This is a genomic window from Pseudomonas veronii, assembly GCF_001439695.1.
GTDB classification, from domain to species: domain Bacteria; phylum Pseudomonadota; class Gammaproteobacteria; order Pseudomonadales; family Pseudomonadaceae; genus Aquipseudomonas; species Aquipseudomonas veronii.
Genome location: NZ_JYLL01000005.1, coordinates 321,857 through 341,541 on the forward strand (window position 1 = coordinate 321,857; position 19,685 = coordinate 341,541).

12 protein-coding genes are annotated in these 19,685 nt (G+C 59.5%); 6 read left to right on the forward strand and 6 right to left on the reverse strand.

The genetic code is table 11. The features are described 5' to 3' along the window. Window positions 1–460 precede the first annotated feature (460 nt). Complete coding sequence (locus tag TU80_RS09370) at window positions 461–1,879, forward strand: amino acid permease (RefSeq protein ID WP_017844578.1); 1,419 nt, start codon at window positions 461–463, stop codon at window positions 1,877–1,879. Between the two features lie 45 nt (window positions 1,880–1,924). On the opposite strand, the gene TU80_RS09375 is transcribed toward TU80_RS09370, so the two are convergent. Together TU80_RS09375 and TU80_RS09380 are read right to left on the reverse strand one after the other, a co-directional pair. Next, window positions 1,925–8,446 carry an NEL-type E3 ubiquitin ligase domain-containing protein gene (locus TU80_RS09375; RefSeq protein WP_057004327.1) on the reverse strand — a complete coding sequence of 2,174 codons (6,522 nt, stop codon included), beginning with the start codon at window positions 8,444–8,446 and terminating at the stop codon, window positions 1,925–1,927. A 62-nt stretch (window positions 8,447–8,508) separates the two neighbouring features. Next, window positions 8,509–9,657, reverse strand: a complete 1,149-nt coding sequence (locus TU80_RS09380; protein ID WP_057004328.1) for an OpgC family protein — start codon at window positions 9,655–9,657, stop codon at window positions 8,509–8,511. Between the two features lie 222 nt (window positions 9,658–9,879). Here TU80_RS09380 and TU80_RS09385 point away from each other — a divergent pair, with 222 nt between their 5' ends. Genes TU80_RS09385 through TU80_RS09395 form a run of 3 tightly spaced genes read left to right on the forward strand, consistent with a single transcriptional unit; the run spans window position 9,880 to window position 12,793 of the window. Beyond that, entirely contained in the window at window positions 9,880–10,254 is a 375-nt protein-coding gene (locus tag TU80_RS09385) for a GtrA family protein (RefSeq protein ID WP_046384565.1), read from the forward strand. Next, window positions 10,251–11,225 (forward strand): glycosyltransferase family 2 protein, encoded by a 975-nt coding sequence (locus tag TU80_RS09390; protein ID WP_046384564.1) that lies wholly within the window; start codon window positions 10,251–10,253, stop codon window positions 11,223–11,225. The genes TU80_RS09385 and TU80_RS09390 overlap by 4 nt, the downstream gene beginning before the upstream one ends. Then, window positions 11,222–12,793, forward strand: a complete 1,572-nt coding sequence (locus TU80_RS09395; RefSeq protein WP_057004329.1) for a glycosyltransferase family 39 protein — start codon at window positions 11,222–11,224, stop codon at window positions 12,791–12,793. Before TU80_RS09390 ends, TU80_RS09395 begins: the two co-directional genes overlap by 4 nt. Window positions 12,794–12,871: 78 nt before the next feature. Here TU80_RS09395 and TU80_RS09400 read toward each other — a convergent pair whose 3' ends face one another. Further along, window positions 12,872–14,491, reverse strand: a complete 1,620-nt coding sequence (locus TU80_RS09400) for an FMN-binding glutamate synthase family protein (protein WP_057004330.1) — start codon at window positions 14,489–14,491, stop codon at window positions 12,872–12,874. Between the two features lie 303 nt (window positions 14,492–14,794). On the opposite strand from TU80_RS09400, the gene TU80_RS31440 reads away from it, so the two are divergent. Both TU80_RS31440 and TU80_RS09405 read left to right on the forward strand, forming a co-directional pair. Continuing rightward, the gene (locus TU80_RS31440; RefSeq protein ID WP_082643822.1) at window positions 14,795–15,073 is read left to right on the forward strand and encodes a type II toxin-antitoxin system RelE/ParE family toxin; all 279 of its coding nucleotides are present in this window, start codon (window positions 14,795–14,797) and stop codon (window positions 15,071–15,073) included. A gap of 8 nt (window positions 15,074–15,081) precedes the next feature. Then, window positions 15,082–15,387, forward strand: coding sequence for a HigA family addiction module antitoxin (locus TU80_RS09405; RefSeq protein WP_017844583.1), 306 nt, complete (start codon window positions 15,082–15,084; stop codon window positions 15,385–15,387). Window positions 15,388–15,467: 80 nt separating this feature from the next. Here TU80_RS09405 and TU80_RS09410 read toward each other — a convergent pair whose 3' ends face one another. Genes TU80_RS09410 through TU80_RS09420 form a run of 3 tightly spaced genes read right to left on the reverse strand, consistent with a single transcriptional unit; the run spans window position 15,468 to window position 19,667 of the window. Further along, the gene (locus TU80_RS09410; RefSeq protein ID WP_057004331.1) at window positions 15,468–16,859 is read right to left on the reverse strand and encodes an ATP-binding protein; all 1,392 of its coding nucleotides are present in this window, start codon (window positions 16,857–16,859) and stop codon (window positions 15,468–15,470) included. Beyond that, complete coding sequence (locus TU80_RS09415) at window positions 16,856–18,670, reverse strand: DAHL domain-containing protein (RefSeq protein ID WP_046384560.1); 1,815 nt, start codon at window positions 18,668–18,670, stop codon at window positions 16,856–16,858. Before TU80_RS09415 ends, TU80_RS09410 begins: the two co-directional genes overlap by 4 nt. A gap of 10 nt (window positions 18,671–18,680) precedes the next feature. After that, window positions 18,681–19,667 (reverse strand): cytochrome-c peroxidase, encoded by a 987-nt coding sequence (locus tag TU80_RS09420; protein WP_057004332.1) that lies wholly within the window; start codon window positions 19,665–19,667, stop codon window positions 18,681–18,683. Window positions 19,668–19,685: the final 18 nt, after the last annotated feature.

The window sequence follows — 19,685 nt, forward strand, 5'->3', positions numbered from 1 at the left end:
TTGCCGTCCTGGCAATCGAAGCACCCCATGGTGAAGGGGCGGCCCGGCGGCGGGTATGGCGATGCTTCCCGTTCGGCCGTGGCCGGCTTCCGCGTTGTCCGACCGATGGGCTGAAAGTATTGAAGCAGAGCCTTCGGCTGGGTATATACGGCCTAGGTAGGGGCATGACGCTGCACCAAAGCTGTGCAATACTCGGCGCGCGTCAAACGGAGAAAATCCTTACGCTATCCAGGTAATGCCCCTCCACAAAAGCCGCTTTTACCGCGAGTTCTCGCTGAATCTTGCCGTTTATTAAGTGAAAAACCCTGGGTTGAGCTTTTTATACTGCACCCCCGCTGAACTGGCCATGGCCAGACGGGTTGGCCCATGAGGCGAACCCGGTGTGAGGCGTCCTGGCAGACCTGCTGCGACGTCGAGTACTCGGTGGCTTAATCCAATAACAAGACGAGGTTGTACCCCTATGCCAGTTGGCAACCACCTGCCTCATGGCGAGACCGCTCAGGGCGGCCCGCTGAAACGTGAACTGGGCGAACGGCATATTCGCCTGATGGCCCTCGGCGCCTGCATCGGTGTCGGCCTGTTCCTTGGCTCGGCCAAGGCCATTGAAATGGCCGGCCCGGCGATCATGCTCTCTTACATCATTGGCGGCCTGGCGATCCTGGTGATCATGCGCGCGCTTGGCGAAATGGCGGTCCACAACCCTGTCGCCGGCTCGTTCAGTCGCTATGCCCAGGATTACCTCGGCCCGTTGGCGGGCTTTCTCACTGGTTGGAACTACTGGTTCCTGTGGCTGGTGACCTGCGTCGCGGAAATCACCGCCGTGGCCGTGTACATGGGCGTCTGGTTCCCCGATGTGCCGCGCTGGATCTGGGCCCTGGCGGCCTTGATCAGCATGGGCACGATCAACCTGATCGCGGTCAAGGCGTTCGGTGAGTTCGAGTTCTGGTTCGCCCTGATCAAGATCGTCACCATCATCGCCATGGTCATCGGTGGCGTCGGCATCATCGCGTTCGGTTTCGGCAATGACGGCGTGGCGCTGGGGATTTCCAACCTGTGGGCCCACGGCGGCTTCATGCCCAACGGTGTGCAGGGTGTGTTGATGTCCCTGCAAATGGTGATGTTCGCCTACCTGGGCGTGGAAATGATCGGCCTCACCGCCGGTGAAGCGAAGAACCCGCAGAAGACCATCCCGAATGCCATCGGCTCGGTGTTCTGGCGCATTCTGTTGTTCTACGTCGGCGCGTTGTTCGTGATTCTGTCGATCTACCCGTGGAATGAAATCGGCACCCAGGGCAGCCCGTTCGTGATGACCTTCGAGCGTCTGGGCATCAAGACCGCCGCCGGCATCATCAACTTCGTGGTGATCACCGCTGCATTGTCGTCCTGCAACGGCGGCATCTTCAGCACCGGGCGCATGCTCTACAGCCTGGCGCAGAACGGCCAGGCCCCCGCGACCTTCGGCACCACCTCGCGCAACGGCGTACCGCGCAATGCGTTGCTGCTGTCGATCGCTGCGTTGCTGCTGGGCGTGCTGCTCAACTACCTGGTGCCGGAGAAAGTCTTCGTCTGGGTCACCTCGATTGCCACCTTCGGCGCGATCTGGACCTGGGTGATGATCCTGCTGGCGCAGCTCAAGTTCCGTAAGAGCCTGAGCCCGGCGGAACAGGCGGGCCTCAAGTACCGCATGTGGCTGTACCCGGTCAGTTCCTACCTGGCATTGGCGTTCCTGGTGCTGGTGGTGGGCCTGATGGCGTACTTCCCGGACACCCGCGTCGCGCTGTATGTCGGCCCGGTATTCCTGGTGCTGCTGACGGTGCTGTTCTACACGTTCAAATTGCAACCGACCCAGGTTGCCCAAGGCGTCGCGCGCTCGGCGTAACGCTTGTTCAAGGCGGCCTGTGGCGCACAGGCCGCCTTGATGCGCTCAATCGCGCGGCAACGCGTGAAGGGCGGCGTCCGTCAACTGGCCGATGAGGCGGTTGCGCTCGGCGGTCTGCGTGTCGATCAGCGCTTGCAGGCGGTCGAGGTGTTCATCGGAGTGTTTGTCCGGCAGCTCCTTTTGCAAGAGCCCGATCTTGTAGCGGGTCACTTCCTTGATCGTCAAGAAGGGCGCGGGAAAGCGTCGTTCCAGGTAGTCGAGCCAGAAGTCGCAGGTTTTGTATGCGTTCACCAGCCCAGGGGAATCCTTCAACCCGCGCAGCATTTGACGCGCCTGTTGGACATCGTTGTCGACCACGCCGTACCCCTCCACTGAATACAACATTTGGTCCGCCTGGACCGGCAGGTTGAATTCCTCGCGCAACATCACCCGATAGAACAGGGTGATTTCGGCGGGGTCCGGCGAACGCCCTTGCGCGGTCAAGCGGCTGATGTGATCGTCGGCGAACTGGTCGAGCTGCTCCAGGTAATACACTTGTTTGGCCAGGCCGAGCAGTTCGCGGTCGATGCGGTTTTCGTCGTATCGAGCGAGGGTCTGATGCACTCGGTGCATGAGCTCCATGTTGTTGAACAGCAGTATGGCGCCGTCGCCACAGGTGCCCGCCGCATGGGTGTTGAGGAACACTTTTTCGCGCAGCTCGGTGGAGTTGCTCAGGCCATCGAGCAGGTTCCAGACCCGGAATGTCAGTTTTTTACGTGCATTTCCAGCGATGGTGTACTCCAGAGACTTGGTCAAGTCCGCCAACACTCTGAAGACATCATCGGGACGGGCGCCTTCATGGCTTGACAGACCGTTCCACAGTTCTCTGGCGCTGTCGTGTTTAAAGGGTTTCAGGTGGACCAGCCAAGGCAAAATGCCGCGTTCGGCGGGCGGCGTGTGGGCGATGCCGGGGAGGGAGCCCCCTACGGCCATGCCAATGTCGGCTTGGTATTGCCTAACGCGCTGCAAGGTTTGGGGCGACAGCGGATTGTCATGCAGGAACGTCGAACGATTTCGGATGATGGCTCTGGGGTGGGTAAACACGCGCTCGGGAATGCTGGAGATCTGGTTTTCCTGCAAGTACAGGGTGTTCAGATTCGCGTGATCTGCGGCGCCGATCGGCCATTGTTGGGTATGGGTTGCTCTTAAATCCAAGGTCGAGAGTTGGCTCATTCGCGTGACGTCGAGCGTGATCCCCAAGGGGTTGTAACCCAGGTTGAGGTTTTCCAGGTTGACCATGGCGGCGAGGCGTGCGGCGGACTCCTCGGTTAAAACCAGCGCGTTGCCTTCCAGGTTCAGGCGGGTGAGTTGCGTCATCTGGGTGATGGCGGTCGGTAGCTCGCTCAACTGGCAGTCGATTTGCAGGGCCCGTAAGCCTGGGAAGAGCGCGAGGAATGTATGGCCCGAGGCGGGGAAGCTGTCCCCGGCGATACTCAGGTGCTCGATGTGCTCGAAGCCCCTGAACCCGTTGATAAAGGCCGCCGTGGGCAGATCGATGGTGTCCAGTTGCAATGTCAATGACTCAGCATGAAACAACCCATCGATGTAGACCTGTGGCGGCTCATCCCGTCGCCAGGCCCTGCGCAGTGTGTTGGCGATATGGCGACGACGGCCCAGATGGAGGCCCAGTGGGTCGGTTTCGTCGTTGTCGGTGTCACGAGGGGTGTCGCTCCAGCGGGTCAGTTCAATGTCCATGAAGCTGTATTCGGCCTGGCGTCGGTCAAGCTCGATCAGGGCGGCCGGCTCATCCAGGTTGAGCCAGCGGATGAAGGCGCGGGCGGTGTCATTGTCGAACCGGGGGTAGAGTTCCTGGACCCTGCTCACCAGGTCCGGCGCGCGATTACCGCCGAATGGCCACAGCCAGTTCCAGACGGGGTACACCAGAAATGAGCGATCCAGGCCCATCGGCGGTTGCAGCCAGGGTTGCAGGTGCGGCAGGTCCAGCAGGCTTTTTATCGCCACGCGCTGGGACAGCGCCAGCTTGGCGATCTGCTCCTGAAGTGGCGCGAGGTCGTCTTCATGTGTGATTCCCAGCGTGCTCCGTTCAGTGTCGGTCAACGTCTGGATGATGGCTGACAGCAGGTTGCTGCCGCTGCCGACGGGCGCGGCGAGAGGCGCTCCTTGTGAGTCGTAGGCGTGGTAGACCTGGTGTTGCTTGACCAGCACTTTTTGGCGCGTCCCGGCCGGGTTGCCGGCGGCTTCGATGCTGGAGCCGCTGAAGTGTCGGTCGCGGACTTCGATGCGCAGGTCGCTGGGCCAGCCGGGCACGGTGTTGAGCAGGTGCAGGATGATCCGGTCGCTGTCCGGGTTGATCAGGTTGTCCAGGTACAAGCCCTCGAAGGCGCGGTTCAGACGCACCTCGTGGGCGGTCAGTCGGGCTGTTTCGCCGAGGCGCAGGCTCACCTTGCCGTGTTCGTGCAGTTGCTTGAGTTCGCGGGGCGTTGCGTGGTCGAGGATGCTGTCGACGGTGTTGTTGGGTAAGTCGGCATGTGCGGCCTTGAAGCGTTCGCGCGCGACGTTGGGGCTGCGGTGCTCGCTCTCTTGGTAGAGCGAATTGAACAGATGGTTGGTTTCTTTCTCGGCGAACTCGACGATTTTTTTCACCAGTTTGAACAAGCGCTCTTCAGCGGAGCTGGGCAATTCGCCCAACAAGGCATTGATCAGCGTGTCGTAGCCGGTGAGTTGGTTCAGCAGGCGGGCGTCCCTGTAGTCCTGCTCGGTCACGAGGATTGTTTCAGCGTTCGGGCCCGCACTGGCCGGGTATTGATAGCGCACCTCGTTCCCGGTGCCGACGATCTGCAGTCTGTGGTTGTCCGGCCATCCCGGCAACGCGGAGATCACCAGCAATTGCAGGGCCGGCTCGGCTTCCTGGGTGTTGGGGTTCACCCGCAGTGCGTTGATGAAGTGTTGAATCTGTTGCTCGATCTTGAAGCGTTTGCAGGTGTCGGCCAACAACGGCGGCACCGGGTGGGTGGCACGGTGTACCTGGCGCAGCACGTGGTCCGGGGTGTCGGTCAGGGCGAGGATTTGACTGGCCCGTTCCTGCGTAAACGCGTAGTCCTCGTGCCCCAGGCGGTGGAATAGCTGGTGGGTGTCCCAGGTCATCGGGTTCTCGCTGGCCAGGCGCCAGGTGCCCTGGCCGTTGTGCTCCAGGAGCGGGGTGTCGACACCGATTTTTTTCGGGTGCTTGAGCCGCCATTTGAACAGCGTTTTATCGAAGACGATGCGGAACAGGCTGCCGAACAGCGGCAGGTATTCGTTGCCCTCAATCATGAAGATCCCGTCGGTCCTGGGTTTGAGGCCAGGTGACAGCATTAGGTTGTGTTGGTAGGGCACCAGCGAGCCATTGACCAGGCTGACGTGACCTTGGGGGTTGCGTCGGGCGCTCATGTTGTCCCCCAGGGTTTTGCGCAGGCCCTTGGCGTCGGTGACACTGCTCATGCCCAGTTGTTGACGTTCGTGGGGGTGGAGCACCGAGGCGATGGCCAGGTAGAAGCTGTCTTGGGCGGGTGAGACGGGGATTTCACTGTCGTTGCGGATGTCATAGGCCTGGTAGCGACCGCCGGGGTGCAAGCGCAGGTTGACGGTGAGGTCGTCCGCACCGCTGGGCACGAAGGTCTCGCCCTGGCTGACATCCGTGACCACGAAGGGACGCTTGAGGGTGTCGCGGATCAGCGCGCCGGCAAATTCCCGGGCCCAGAGGTCAGTGTCGGCATTGAAGTCGCGGGGGTTGTACAGGCTGTCGATCACCGCGTCGATGCGCAACGCGGTACGTTGGCGATCGAGTGTTTCAACGAACGCTACCGGCAGGGTGCCACCGCTCAGAAACGCCTCTTGCTGGCGTGCTGTCAGCGGGTGCTCGGCGAGTAATCGCGCAAGGTTGGCGGCGGTCAGGGGCGGGTTCAGGTCGCGCAGTTTTTTCAACAGGGGCGTGACGGTAATCAAGGCCGGTGACACCTTGACCGGCAGAAACCGTCTTGCCGCCGGTGCGGCGGCGAGTTCCGCTTTTTCGTAGCCCCAGTAATCGAACAGCGCCGAAAACAGCGCGTGGCGCTCAAGGCTTGCCAATGCGCCAACCTGTTGGCGTACGCTGCTGACGCGCGCGTCCTCGGATGCGTTGGGTTGGTCCTCTTTACCCAGGGCCGAGTCGCGTGGTTGCTGGCGGATGATCAGTTGAAGCAGGTGCTCGTTGCCCTCGGGGCCGCTGCCCGCGTCGCTGAGGTCTGTGTAGCTGCCATCCTCGCGGCGCTTGAGGTTGATGGCATGGGGGCGTGGGGGTGGTTGCTCGGTTTTGCCGTAGGTCTCGATCCGCGTGCCTTGTGCATCGTGGATATGCAGCAGGGTGTCGGTCGGCCAGCCGTTGAGTTGGGTCAGCAGGCAGAAGACCGTGCTGTCGGCATGCGCCGGCAGTTGGCCGGGTTGGGGGAACCGCTCGATGATTTGCTGGATGACCTGATCGACCTGCAGTCGCCGGGCGCCTTCGATCAGGTTCAACGGTGCCGGCTGGGCGCGCCACACGCGATCCAGCGTATCGCGAGTGGTGGCGGTGCTGCGTAGCATGTGTTCAAGGTCGGCCGACGGGATCGTCGACGCCCCGTTGGGCAGCATGCGTTGCAGCAACTCCGGGTTGGACAGGAGATGGGCATTGTGCAAATCGAAGGTCCAGGTCTGGAGCTCTGGGGCGAATATGATCGCTGGGGTGTAGCCGTCTTTACCGCGTGTGAGTACGTAGCGTTTGTGCGCGTCGTCGAATTTGACTTCGATCAGCACATCCATCTCGCCCTGGCGCAGTTTGGCGTAGAGGTGACCCTCGACCACGTAAATGCCCAACGCGTTGGGCGTGATACCGTTGACCAGGCGCTGGTTGTCGTGGGCATACGGTTGGGCGTCGGCTTTCCAGAGCCCATGGCTGCCGTCGGCGCGCGTGATTTTGTACGGGTTGCCGAGTTTTTCCAGGTACGCGTGCATGCGTTGGCGATGGGCCCTTCCGGCGGTTGAGATCAGCTTGCCGCTGACGGCCAGGTCGGTGACATCGGCCAGCGCCGAGGCAAATCCGCTGGCTTCGCCCTTGGCCAGCTCATTCACGCCCTGGGCGGCGCTGTAGGTCAGGCTGCCCATGACCGCGAGTTGCATGACCCGGTTCATGCCGGTGACGCCGCCGGGCAATGGCGTAAGCAGCATCTGCAGCACTTCGCCGGCAATCGCTGCCGCCGCATCTTTGAGGGCTTGCCAGTCTTTTTCCGAGCGGGTTTGCGCCAGTGTGTCCAGGTCTGACTGAAAGCGCTGGATCTGGCGATAGGCACACGCCTGCACCAGGGTGATTGCGCGCCCGGATTTGATGTCGGTGTTGAAGCGGATGTTGTCCAGGGTCTTTGTTGAGAAGGCCAGGTGAAAACCGTCGTACACATAAGCGCCTAACCAACTGAACCCCTTCAGATGCGGCGCTTTGTTGATCAGTGATCTGAACACCGACAGCCCGATCAAGGGCAATTGCCGGGAGAACCAGCCCAAGTCTTTTTTCGCGTGGCTGTCAGTGAGTTGTGTGCGAAACGCGTACTCGGCGGCCTGGGCATCGTCGTGGTATTGCAACGCCCCGCCGGGACGGAAAGGGAAGTAGGACAACACGCCCAGGCTGGCCACGCGAATCAGCATTAAGGGCACGGGGATGCAACTGTCCCAGGGGACGAAGGGCACGGAGATCAGGGGGGTGATACCGGAGCTCAGGTTCAGCGTGTCGAACGGCAATTGCGCGCCAGTGCCTTCGATGGCGGCGTTGAGTCGCGTGTAGATCTCCAGGGTGACGCCGGTAGTGGCACGGTTGCGGTAGGCTTCGATTACGTCGAACAGCAGGCTGGCCTTGGCCGACGCCTCGAACAATGGGCGCAACGGCCCGCCCGGCGCCATGGCGGTACGGGCTTTGTCGCGCAACTGAGCGCCCAGGTCCAGCGTGCGGGCGGCTTCGATGAAGGCCAGTGCGCCCAGGCTTCTGTCGTTGTCCGGCCCCACGATATAGCTGGCTTCCACCAGGCTGAAACCCGAGTCCCCGTGAATGGAGTGGGTGAAACCGTAGTTGAGACAGGCCGCTTCCCACAGCGACATGTGCTTGAGATGCTCAATGTAATGGAAGTCGTAATGGGCCCGACGATAGCGTGCGGCGGGCAGGGGCACGGTATTGAGCGGAAGGAGCGGCTGCGGCGGGTCCCAGGGGAAGCCCTGCTCCCGTTTCTCTTTGTAGCGGGTGAACAGGGTGTATTGCTCGGGATCGCGCCCGCCGATTTTTTCCCGCAGTTGCGCAAGGCCTTGAGTCTTAAAGTCGCGGGTCAGCGCTTGCTGGGCGTGTTCCAGAGCGGTCAAGGCGCTCAATGCTTCGCGTTGCAACCTGACGTAGCGGGCTTTTTCCTGTGGGTTCAAGCTGCTCATGGCTTGAATCACGTTGTTCTGAATCTGCTCAAGGGCTTGTTGCCGTGACCAGGAACTGCTGGACTGCAAGTTGCCTGATAACCCGTTGAGTCGTTGATAAGTTGACATCAGCCATACCCTTTCACGATAAGTGGAAGGGCATGGAAGCACCGTCGCGAAAACGGCCGGGGCTATCTATTTAATGATGACGTGGGCAGTGAGCGACGCGCTTGCAACCTGCTGTCCAGGCGTTTGTTGAATTCCAGCCAGGTCGCCAGAGCACCCATCAACACCACGCCTGCCAACGCGCTGAATAGCTGCATGGCCAACGCGTCGCCGGCCAGGGCGTTGAGCATGTCCGCCAGCGGTGCGAGCAGCACGCCGAGACAGAACACCTCCAGGGAATAGCGGCCCATGCGGCAACTCTGTTGCGCCAGCCAATGGCGGGTCCAGCCGGCATGGGGCAAGAGCTTGGCGGTGACATAAGCCAGCGCCAGGAAGTGCACCAGGCGCACCGGCGACAGGTCGGTCTTGCTGATGGGGTACAGCCGTTCGCTGAGCCACGCGGGCATCAGCGCGTCATGCACCTCGGGCCAGCGCCAGGCCAGCGTGATGATCGCGGCCAGCAGCGAGTAGCCCGCCGCCGCCACAAACAGCGGCTGACGCAGCAGCGCGCGGCGCTCTGCCGGGCGTGGTTGGCGGGCATGAATCGCCGCCGCGCCGCCGAGCACAAACAGCAACTGCCAGGTGACGGGGTTGAAGTACCACACGCCATCGGCAATCGCCCGCAGGTTCCAGCCCATCCACGGCGCCAGCAGGTACACGCTCAACGACACGGCCACCACCGCCCAGGTCTGGCGCAGCAGCAACGGCAGCACCAGCGGCAACCCGCCGAGCAGCACGATGTACAGCGGCAGCGGGTCCATCAGGTTGGGCTTGAAGCGCAACAGCAATTCATCGGTGAGCGCCTGCTGCGGGTGGGTGACGAAGTGCGTCAGGCCCATCTCTTCGACCAGGTCGCGGGTTTCCACATGGCTGTTGGCGAAGAACACGATGCCCATCAGCATCGCCAGCAAAAAGATATGCACCACATACAGCACCCAGGCGCGCCGCAGGATTTTCAGCGAGGCGATCCAGTAGCCGTCGCGTTGCAGGACGTTGCCGTAGGCCAAAACGGCGGCGTAACCGGCGAGGAACACAAACACCTCTGCCGCATCGCTGAAACCGATGTTGCGCAGGGTGATCTGGCCGAGGGGGTTGTGGGGGACGTGATCCCAGAAAATGAAGATCAACGCCAGACCCCGAAAAAAATCGATGCGCGGGTCGCGTCCGTTCAGCATGGCAGCGGGCTCTTGTACGAAAGGTTTAGTAATGACTGGCGCGCGCGGCTGTTGTCTTACGCCGCACGTCGAGCGGGCGCAGGTTGGCGGTATTTGTAAGCGATTGCAAAGGCTGGGTATTACTGAATGTCTCAATGGCGCGGGGGGCTACCTGTTAATTCTGACAGTAGACGGACCGCAGGCGCCGTGGCTTGCTAGAGCAAGGCCTGACGGGGCAACGGTATGACCAGATTGTGGAAGGGATTCTCCAGCTACACAGTGATTGGCATCGCCAATACGCTGATCCATTGGCAGCTGTTTTTCGTGTTCCGGGCCGCATTGGAGCTCAGCCAGGCGGTGAGTAATGTCCTCGCGTTTTGCGTGGCAGCGTCCTTTTCGTTTTATGTCAACGCGATCTACACCTTTGCCATGCCCCCTTCGCTGCCGCGTTACGCGCTGTTCATGGCCTGCATGGGCGGTGTGAGCCTGGGCGTGGGGTGGCTGGCGGATCGTTGGCAGGTGCCGGGGATTCTCACCGTGGCGGTGTTTTCGCTGATCAGCCTGGTGTGCGGGTTTTTGCTGTCCCGGTGGGTGGTGTTTCGCGAGCGTGGGCAATGAGGGTCTCGCTGGTGGTGCCTGTGTATAACGAGGAGCAGGCGCTGGGCGTGTTTTACCGCAGCGTGCGGCAAGAGGCCTCGTTGCACGAGCAGACGCTTGAGATCGTGTTTATCAACGACGGCAGTTCCGACCGCACCGCCGAGCATGCCCGGGCTATCGCCTTGGCCGATAGCGGCGTGGTGCTGATCAACTTCTCGCGTAACTTCGGCAAAGAAGCCGCGCTGTTCGCCGGGCTCGAATATGCCACCGGAGATGCGGTGATCCCGATGGACGTGGACCTGCAAGACCCGGTCGAGGTCATCCCGCACCTGTTGGCCGAATGGCAAAAAGGCGCCGACGTGGTATTGGCCAAACGCAGGGATCGCTCCAGCGACGGCTACCTCAAACGCCGCAGTGCGTCGCTGTTCTATCACCTGCTCAATCGTATTTCCTACACACACATTGAAGAAAACGTCGGCGACTTCCGGTTGATGGACCGCAAGGTGGTGGACGTGATCAAGGCCTTGCCCGAGCAGCAACTGTTCATGAAAGGCGTGTTGTCCTGGGCCGGCTTCAACGTCGCGATTGTCGAGTACGACCGCGCGCCCCGTGCTGTCGGCCAGAGCAAGTTCAACGCCTGGAAACTGTGGAACCTGGCACTGGATGGAGTCACCTCGTTCAGCACCTTGCCGCTGCGGTTGTGGAGCTATATCGGCGGCGGTATTTCGCTGCTGGCGCTGGTGTACGCCGGGTATCTGGTGGTGGACAAAGTGTTGTTTGGCAATGCGGTGCCGGGGTATCCGTCGTTGATGACGGCGATCTTGTTTTTGGGTGGGGTGCAACTGATCGGGATCGGGATATTGGGCGAGTATGTGGGGCGGATTTATATGGAGGCCAAGCATCGGCCGAGGTATGTGGTGAAGGATGTGTTGAATAGTTCAGGTAAATGTCAATTTCAAAGGCCGGATAATGAATCGGAGATGAGTAAGTGAACCTAAAAAATACGTTGGCTTCAATTGGGTTTACGCGTGATTTGCCTTTTTTTTTAATGATTGTCGGGCTTGCTGTAGCACTCCGATTCTATAACTTAACGGGTGCGTCTATCTGGTCTGATGAGGCATTTAGTCTGTTGTTTGTCACGTATTCGTACTCTGATATATGGGTGTTGAGCACTGTGGATGTTCACCCGCCTCTTTATTATTTTATACTGCGGGCCGTGATGCAGGGGGCGGGCAGCGATAGCTTAATCTGGATGAGGGGGTTCAGTGCAGTCGTAGGCGTCCTGAATGTAATTTTGGGTATGGTATTAGCCAGGCTGATCTCTACGCGCCGGGCATCCTTGATAGCCGGGTTATTTCTTGCCTTGTTGCCTATTGCAGTGCGCTATAGCCAGGATGTACGCATGTATGCGCTGATGGGGTTGTTACTAACGGCTGCCACAATCGCACTGGTGTGTTGGGTCAGGGATTCTGCCAGAACTGGCTACTTGGTGATCTATGTGTTACTGATGGGGGCTGGGTTTTATACTCATTATTTTGCAGTGTTTTGTGCGCTTTCACACTGGCTGTACATTGTGTTTCTGCAGTTTCGCAAGCCTGGAGTGAATAGCTATATATCAGCTCCGGCTTGGTGGTTGGCAAATATTGCGATCGCTCTGCTATTTGCCCCCTGGTTACCGAGCTTTATTAATCAGACTCATAACACTTGGGCGATAGGGTGGATTTCAGAGGTAACGTGGTACAGCTTGCCTTCCGCAATATGGCGATTTCTTATATTAGAGGATGCTAAGGATTATCAGAGCGTGGTTTATTGGATGTTGCCCGTGGTGTGTTGGATAAGTGGTTTGGCAGTTCTTTTCAATGACAAAAGCAAATGGTCTTCTCAGGTATTAATTGCTGTGTGTTTTTTTGTTCCTGTGCTAGGGGGTTTTCTCATCTCTTTGGTAAAACCTTTGTTTGTAGAGCGATATTTGTTTTTTTCGGCAGTAATGCTTGCTGTTGTTATGGCTGTGGCCGTTGATAAAATTAAAAATGCGGTGTTGTTTGTAGTCTCGGCTATGGTATTTTTAAGTGTTGAAATTTTTGGATTGATGAATTTTTATTGGGGTGAAACCACAATGAATAATCCAAGTAGGGTTCAGGTTGATAAAATGAATGAGCTGATGCTTGAGTATGAGCAAGGGCGTAGGCCGGGCGATGCAATAATTGTATATGACCCCTATATATTTTACGCTGCAATTTATTACGATAAAGGCAGAAGCAGGGTTTTATTATATACGCCGCCTACTTCGGATGGGCGATCAGGCCGACCCAATGGCAAAGGTTTTTCTATGCCGATGGATAAATATCCAGAGAGCACTTATGTCGATAGCTTTGAAGGGCTTATCCCGCCAACTCGTCGCGTATGGTGGATCGCAAATTTTGAGCAGGCGCAGCGGTCCGCCATTCGATTTCCCCATAACTGGCGCTCTGTACATCAAGAGCGTAAAGGTGATCAGATTCTTGAACTTTATGTTATATGCGAAGCGAATCCGATAACTGATGTTGAGGTATGCGAGTAAGCCGCTGATGATGAATGTCGGCGGCTGCCCCTGTCTTTTTCCTGTAGGTGTTCGTATGGGGAGGAGGCAGGATTGTGCTCAAGCCACTTTTACTTCACTGGGCTCAAAACTATCCGCCCGCGCCATCTGCCACATGCGCGAATAAAACTCGCCGTTCACTTCCCCGGTCAGCAATTCCCCAGGCTTGAGGAACACATGCAGCTGTGAGAACAGCTTGATCTCGGTCGCCGACATGCGTCGCACCAAATGCTTGGCCGACAATTGCGACGGGTGTTCCAGGCCCGCTGCCGCGAGCATTTCGGCCAGGGCCTTGAGGGTGTTGCGGTGGAAGTTGAACACGCGCTGGGCCTTGTCCGGCACGACCAGGGCGCGTTGGCGCAGTGGGTCCTGGGTGGCGACGCCGGTCGGGCATTTGTTGGTGTGACAGCTTTGCGACTGGATGCAGCCGATGGCGAACATGAAGCCGCGCGCCGAGTTGGCCCAGTCGGCGCCGATGGCCAGGACGCTGGCGATGTCGAAGGCGCTGACGATCTTGCCGCTGGCGCCGAGTTTGATCTTGTCGCGCAGGTTCAAGCCCACCAGGGTGTTATGGACGAACAGCAGGCCGTCGCGCAGCGGCACGCCGATGTGGTCGGTGAACTCCACGGGCGCGGCGCCAGTGCCGCCCTCCTTGCCGTCGACCACGATAAAGTCGGGGAGGATGCCGGTTTCGAGCATGGCCTTGGCGATACCCATGAACTCCCACGGATGACCGAGGCAGAACTTGAAGCCCACCGGCTTGCCGCCGGACAACTCACGCAATTGGGCGATGAAGTGCATCAACTCGATAGGCGTGGAAAACGCGCTGTGGCGCGACGGCGAGACGCAATCTTCGCCCATCAGGATGCCGCGTGTCTCGGCGATTTCCTGGGTGACTTTGTGCTTGGGCAGAATCCCGCCATGGCCAGGCTTGGCGCCCTGGCTCATCTTGATTTCAATCATGCGTACTTGCGGGTTCTGGGCCTGCACCGCGAAGCGTTCCGGGTCGAAATGGCCGTCGCGGGTACGGCAGCCGAAGTAGCCGCTGCCCAGTTCCCAGGTCAGGTCGCCGCCGTTTTCGCGGTGGTAGGGGCTGATGCTGCCTTCGCCGGTGTCGTGGGCGAAGTTACCCAGCTTGGCGCCCTGGTTGAGCGCGCGGATCGCGTTGGCGCTCAGAGAGCCGAAGCTCATGGCCGAGATATTGAATACCGAGGCCGAGTACGGCCGCTTGCATTGCGGGCCGCCGACCATCACGCGAAACGAGCTCGGGTCAGTCAACGGCGCGGGGCGCATGGAGTGGCTGATGAACTCGAAGCCCGACTGGTACACGTCGATCAAGGTACCGAAGGGTTTGTCGGCGGTTTCGTTCTTGGCGCGCGAGTAGACCAATGAGCGTTGCGCCCGGGAAAAGGGCAGGGCGTCGCTGTCGGACTCCAGCAGGTACTGGCGGATCTCCGGGCGAATGCCCTCGACCAGGTAACGGATATTGCCCAGGATCGGGTAGTTGCGGCGTATCGCGTGGCGGCTTTGCAGCAGGTCGAAGAGGCCGAGCAGGCTGAGGACGCCGGTGACCAGGGTAATGGGCCATAACCATTCATGTTCGACAAAGGGCAGGCTGGCGAGGGTAAACATCACGCATACGGCAAACACCGCGTAGCGGCTTAGCAAGGACAGGCTCATACGGTTACCTTGGGATCGGACTCTTCTGGTCGGTGCGGCATTCTGCGCCAGTAAGGAAACCCTGAACAACCTGTAGGTGCATTCGCTTGGGTCGCATAGACACGGCGGACTGGCCCGATATAGACAGTTGGCGTGAGGCGTTCCGGCCTTACCTCTAAGGCCGTTCCAGTGTCTGGAGCGGCTTTTTTTGACGGCGGCACTGACCGCTCGTCGCCCTCCCTCAGCGCCTATTCAACTGTCGGTTGAATATATCGACAATCCATGTAGAGTTGCTCGTTAACGAATAACGTTAAGCATTAAGCGATGATCAGAAGCTTTAAATGCGCCGAAACCCAAAAACTGTTTGAACCCGGTCGAACCCGACGTTGGTCCGCTGTCGTTTCCGTGGTGGAACGAAAGCTGAGCATGCTGGATGCGGCGGTTGAACTCGCTGACTTGCGCTCACCGCCCGGGAATAGGCTGGAACCGTTATACGGTGACAGAGAGGGGCAACACAGTATCCGAATCAATGGTCAATTCCGGGTCTGTTTCATTTGGGGGCCTCACGGCCCTGAAAATGTTGAAATTGTGGATTACCACTGAGGTGAATGATGTTTAAGAATGGCATGCGACCTGTACATCCTGGGGAAATACTCAAGGAAGAGTACCTGGAACCGCTGGGCCTGACCGCAGCCGCTCTCGCAAGGGCGCTGCATGTTTCCGCCCCTACGGTGAATGACATTGTATTGATGCGTCGGAGCATCAGTGCGGACGTTGCATTACGCCTGGCAGTCGCGTTGGAGACATCTGCACAGTTCTGGCTGAACCTGCAGACCGCCTATGATCTGCGCACTGCGGAAATTGCCAAAGGCGCCCAGATTTACAAAGAAGTCGAGAGAGTTGCGCATTGCGCATGAGCTCGTATCGGGTCCTATTCGAACTCGATGGAAAGTTCGGGCGTTGATCCAACCGTTGCGTGATGCTTTTTCGAACGGGCCTACACCGCTGTTTGGCGAATGGGCAGCACTACCCGGAACGTGGTGCCTTTGCCCAGTTCGCTGCTGACGGAGATTTCGCCATGGTGTTTCTTGACGATGCCGTAGGAAAGTGACAGCCCCAACCCCGTGCCTTCGCCCACCGGCTTGGTGGTGAAGAACGGATCGAAGATTTTCAGCTGGGCGTCCGGGGCAATCCCGCAGCCGTTGTCCGCGATTTCCAGCCAGATGTTCTCGCCGTCCACGCCGTTGCTGATGGTTATGGTGCCGCGCTCCGGCCCGATGGCTTGCGCTGCGTTGATCACCAGGTTCATCACCACTTGGTTGAGCTGCGAGGCCAGGCATTCGATTTCCGGCAAGGGCGCATAGTGCTTGATGACGTCGGCTTTGTACTTGAGCTCGCTGGCGACGATGTTCAGGGTCGAATCGATGCCTTGTTGCAGGTTTGCCCACTGCCAGGTCTGGTCGGTGTCCACTCGGGAAAAGTCTTTCAAGTCCTTGACGATCTGCGCCACACGGCCAATGCCTTCCTTGGATTCGTGAATCAGCGTCGGAATATCTTCCCTGAGAAAGTCCAGGTCCAGGCGTTGGCGCAGGGCTTGGAGCTGATCGTCGCCGATCGCGGCTTCGGCCTGGCGGTAGGCATCGAGCATCTGCTGCAGCTGTTTGAAATAGCCTTCGAGGGTGCCGAGGTTGGAGGAAATGAACCCTACCGGGTTGTTGATCTCGTGCGCCACGCCCGCGGCGAGTTGCCCCAGGGACGCCAGTTTTTCCGATTGCACCAACTGGCTTTCGAGCTGTTTGCGCTCGTCGATCTCCAGTTGCAGGGCCTGGCTGGTCTGGGTCAGCGCTTGGGTACGCTGTTCCACCAACAGCTCCAGGTGGCTGGTTTGCAAGGACGCGCGGCGGGCCATGTCCCATTTGGCGGTCAGGGTGTTGGCCATTTGCTGGACTTCGATATTGTCGAACGGCTTTTTCAGGATCAGCAGCCGGTCATGGGCACGCAGGCGAAACAGCAGCTCTTCCCAGGAATAATCCGAGTACGCCGTACACACCACCACCTGCAGGTTCGGGTCGACCTTCCACAGTTCTTCGATGGTTTGCGCGCCGTCCCAGCCCTGGGGCATACGCATGTCGACGAAGGCCAGGGCGTAGGGCAGTTGCGCCGCCATGGCCGCCTCGAGCAGTTGTAAACCTTCCTGCCCACCGTAGGCGGAGTCCAGCTCGAACAGCGGGCTTTGCGGCTGTTTGTCGCTGGTGCCGAACAGCGCGGCTTCCATCGCGTCCAGGGCCTGGTTCTGTTCCAGGGGCGGCTTGAGGATCTTGCGAAAATCTTCGTGAATCGAGGGCGTGTCGTCGATCAGCAGAATGCGCCGGTTCGGTGGTTGGTTCATGCGGGGCCTGCAGCATCGTTGAGGGGGATTTGCAAGGTGAACAGCGCGCCTTTGCCCGGACCATCGCTATAGGCAGTAAGCCGGCCATTCATTTCAATCGCCGCCAGGGCGCAGCTGTGCAGACCGAAGCCATGGCCTTCCTTGCGAGTGGTGAAGCCGTGGGTGAAGATCCGCGTCATGTTTTCGGCGGGGATGCCTTCACCTTCGTCTTTGACGCTGATTTGCAGGATGTTGTCCTCTACCGTCTGGATCGACAACGTAATCTGCCGAGGCCGGTCGGTCAGGTTGGACATGGCGTACTTGGCGTTGCTGATCAGGTTGACCATGATCAGCAGCAGCCGGTGTTTGTCGGCCATGATCTGCGGTACGTCGGCGTATTCCTTGACCACCGTCACATGATGGCGATTCAGCGCGCCGGAATTCATGCGCAGCGCGTCGTCCATCAGGGCGCTGACCTGCAAGGGCTCCAGCACGCTGGAAACGCCGGCGTAGGATTGCTGGGTGGAGACGATGTCCTTGATGTGGTCGACGCTTTTGCTCAATTGCGCCAGCTCGTCGGTCAGGCCCTGTTGCTCGACGGCGATGGCTTCCACCAATTGGTTGAGGTAGCCCGGCAGCAGTTTGCCTTTTTCGTCTTCGCGCAGGTAAGTGCCCAGGTCATCGGGGTGTTCGTTGATCAACTGCATGGCCTTGCCCAACCCCAGTGCTTTGCTGGTGCGCAGCTTACGGGCGACCAGGTCGGCGGAGATGTTCACGCTGTTGAGCACGTTGCCCACGTTGTGCAGCACATTGGTTGCGATTTCCGCCATGCCGGCCTGGCGGGCGCTGTCGAGCAGTTCGCTTTGCGCATCCCTGAGCTGGCGCGTGCGTTTTTCCACGCGCTGTTCCAGGCTGGCATTGGCGGTGTGCAGGGCGCGGTTGACGCGGTTGATCACGGTGAAACTGCGCAACAGCCTGATGGCCAGGTACAGCAGCAATGCCACCAGCAGGGTGGAGAACACCAGCAAGTAGTTGTGATACTTCTGGTCGATCAGGTCGGCGGCCTGCTGATCCTGGTTGAGGTGGGTGGTCAGTTCGTCCAGGCGTTCGGCCACGGGAACCGCGGCGATGCGTTCCAACAAGGTGTTGACCAGCGGCTGTTCGCGCAGGATCAGCGCGACGTGGTTGCTGAGAATCTCCACCGGCAGGTGGAAGTCGGCCGGCAAGCGTTCTTTGTTCACCGCCAGCAGGTTCAGGCCCAACAGAATCTCGGCCGCGCGGTCGTCGCTGGCAACCTGGGCGAATTCCATGCTGCTGAGCAGCAGGTCATAGGTGTCGGTGGCCACGCTTTGCAGCGGCAGCCGCTGTTCGTCGTCGAGCCGTGTGAACGCGGCCTGGATATCGTTTTCAGCGGTCGGCAGGAACGCCAGGGAGTTGCGCAGCACGGCGTTATGGGACTTGAACTGGTCGACCAGCCGCGCTTTGTCCTGGATCGCCGCCTGACCGGCATCCAGGCTGGCTTGCCAGCCGGGCAGGTCTTTGGGCGCGTGATACGACTCGTGCTGGCGCAGTTCCTCCCAGATTCTTGTGATCTGCGTCAGCGGCGTCACCAGGGGGTCGTAATTGTGGGTCAGGGCGATTCTGGCCTTGAGCACCTCACTGTCCCACTGCGCGTTGAGCTGCTGCATCTGGCGGATCAGGTCGCGGGATTCGGTGTAACGGCTGGTCTGGTCAGTACTTGATTTGATGTACAGGAACACCAGTATCGATGCCAGCAGCAGGGTCGCGGTGCCCAGTAGTAGTTGGATGACGTAGTGGCGGGAGAGTCTCATGACCGTCTGCTCATAAAGGTTTGCCCGCCCATTGGCCGGTCAGGGTCTTGAGAAACTTGATGATCTGGTCCTTGTCTTCCGCCGAGGGCACGCGCCCCAGTTGGAATCTGAACATCACATCCACGGCTTCTTCGAGGGTCTTGGCCGAGGCGTTGTGAAAATACGGCGCGGTGACGGCGACATTGCGCAGGCTGGGCACCTTGAACACGTTACGGTCTTCTTCGTCGTGGGTCACCAGATAGCGGCCCAGGTCGGTCTCGGCGGGCGTGCGGCCCTTGAAATAATCATCCATCACGCCGAACTTCTGGAACATGTTGCCGCCGATATTCATGCCTTGATGGCAGGCGATGCAGCCATATTCCTTGAAGCGTTGGTAGCCGTATTTTTCTTCGATCGTGAGGATATCGGTATTGCCCAGCAGGTATTGGTCGAAGCGGGAGTTGGGCGTGAGCAGTGTGCGTTCATACGTCGCCAGGGCATTTTGCACGTTGGCCGCCGTCACGCCGTCGGGGTACACCTGACTGAAGGCGGCCTGGTACTGCGGCATGGCGGTGAGGTTGTCGACCACGGTTTTCCAGTCGCTGCCCATTTCCACCGGGCTGATGACCACTTGTTCGATCTGGGCCTCGAGGGTATCCACCCGACCGTCCCAGAACTGCTTGAAATTCAGGCTGGCGTTGAACACCGTGGGTGTGTTGAGTTTGACCGGCTTGCCATCAAAGCCCAAGGAAAACGGCTTGTCATCGCCCCCGCCCGTTGCCAGCTGGTGGCAACTGGCACAGGACAGGCTGTCATTGACCGACAGGCGTTTCTCGTTGAACAACTGGCGACCCAGCTCAACTGTTGCCGCATCCAGCAGCGGCACCGGCGGCAGCGGTTTGAGCGGCTCATCCAGTGGCGCGGCCACTGCGGGCAGGGCGGCGCCAACCCCGAGGGCGACGGCAAGGCCGAGTGCCCAGGGGGACGGGCGAGGAGAGCGGGTGAGGGGACGGATCAAGCGTTCGTTCCTTGAATA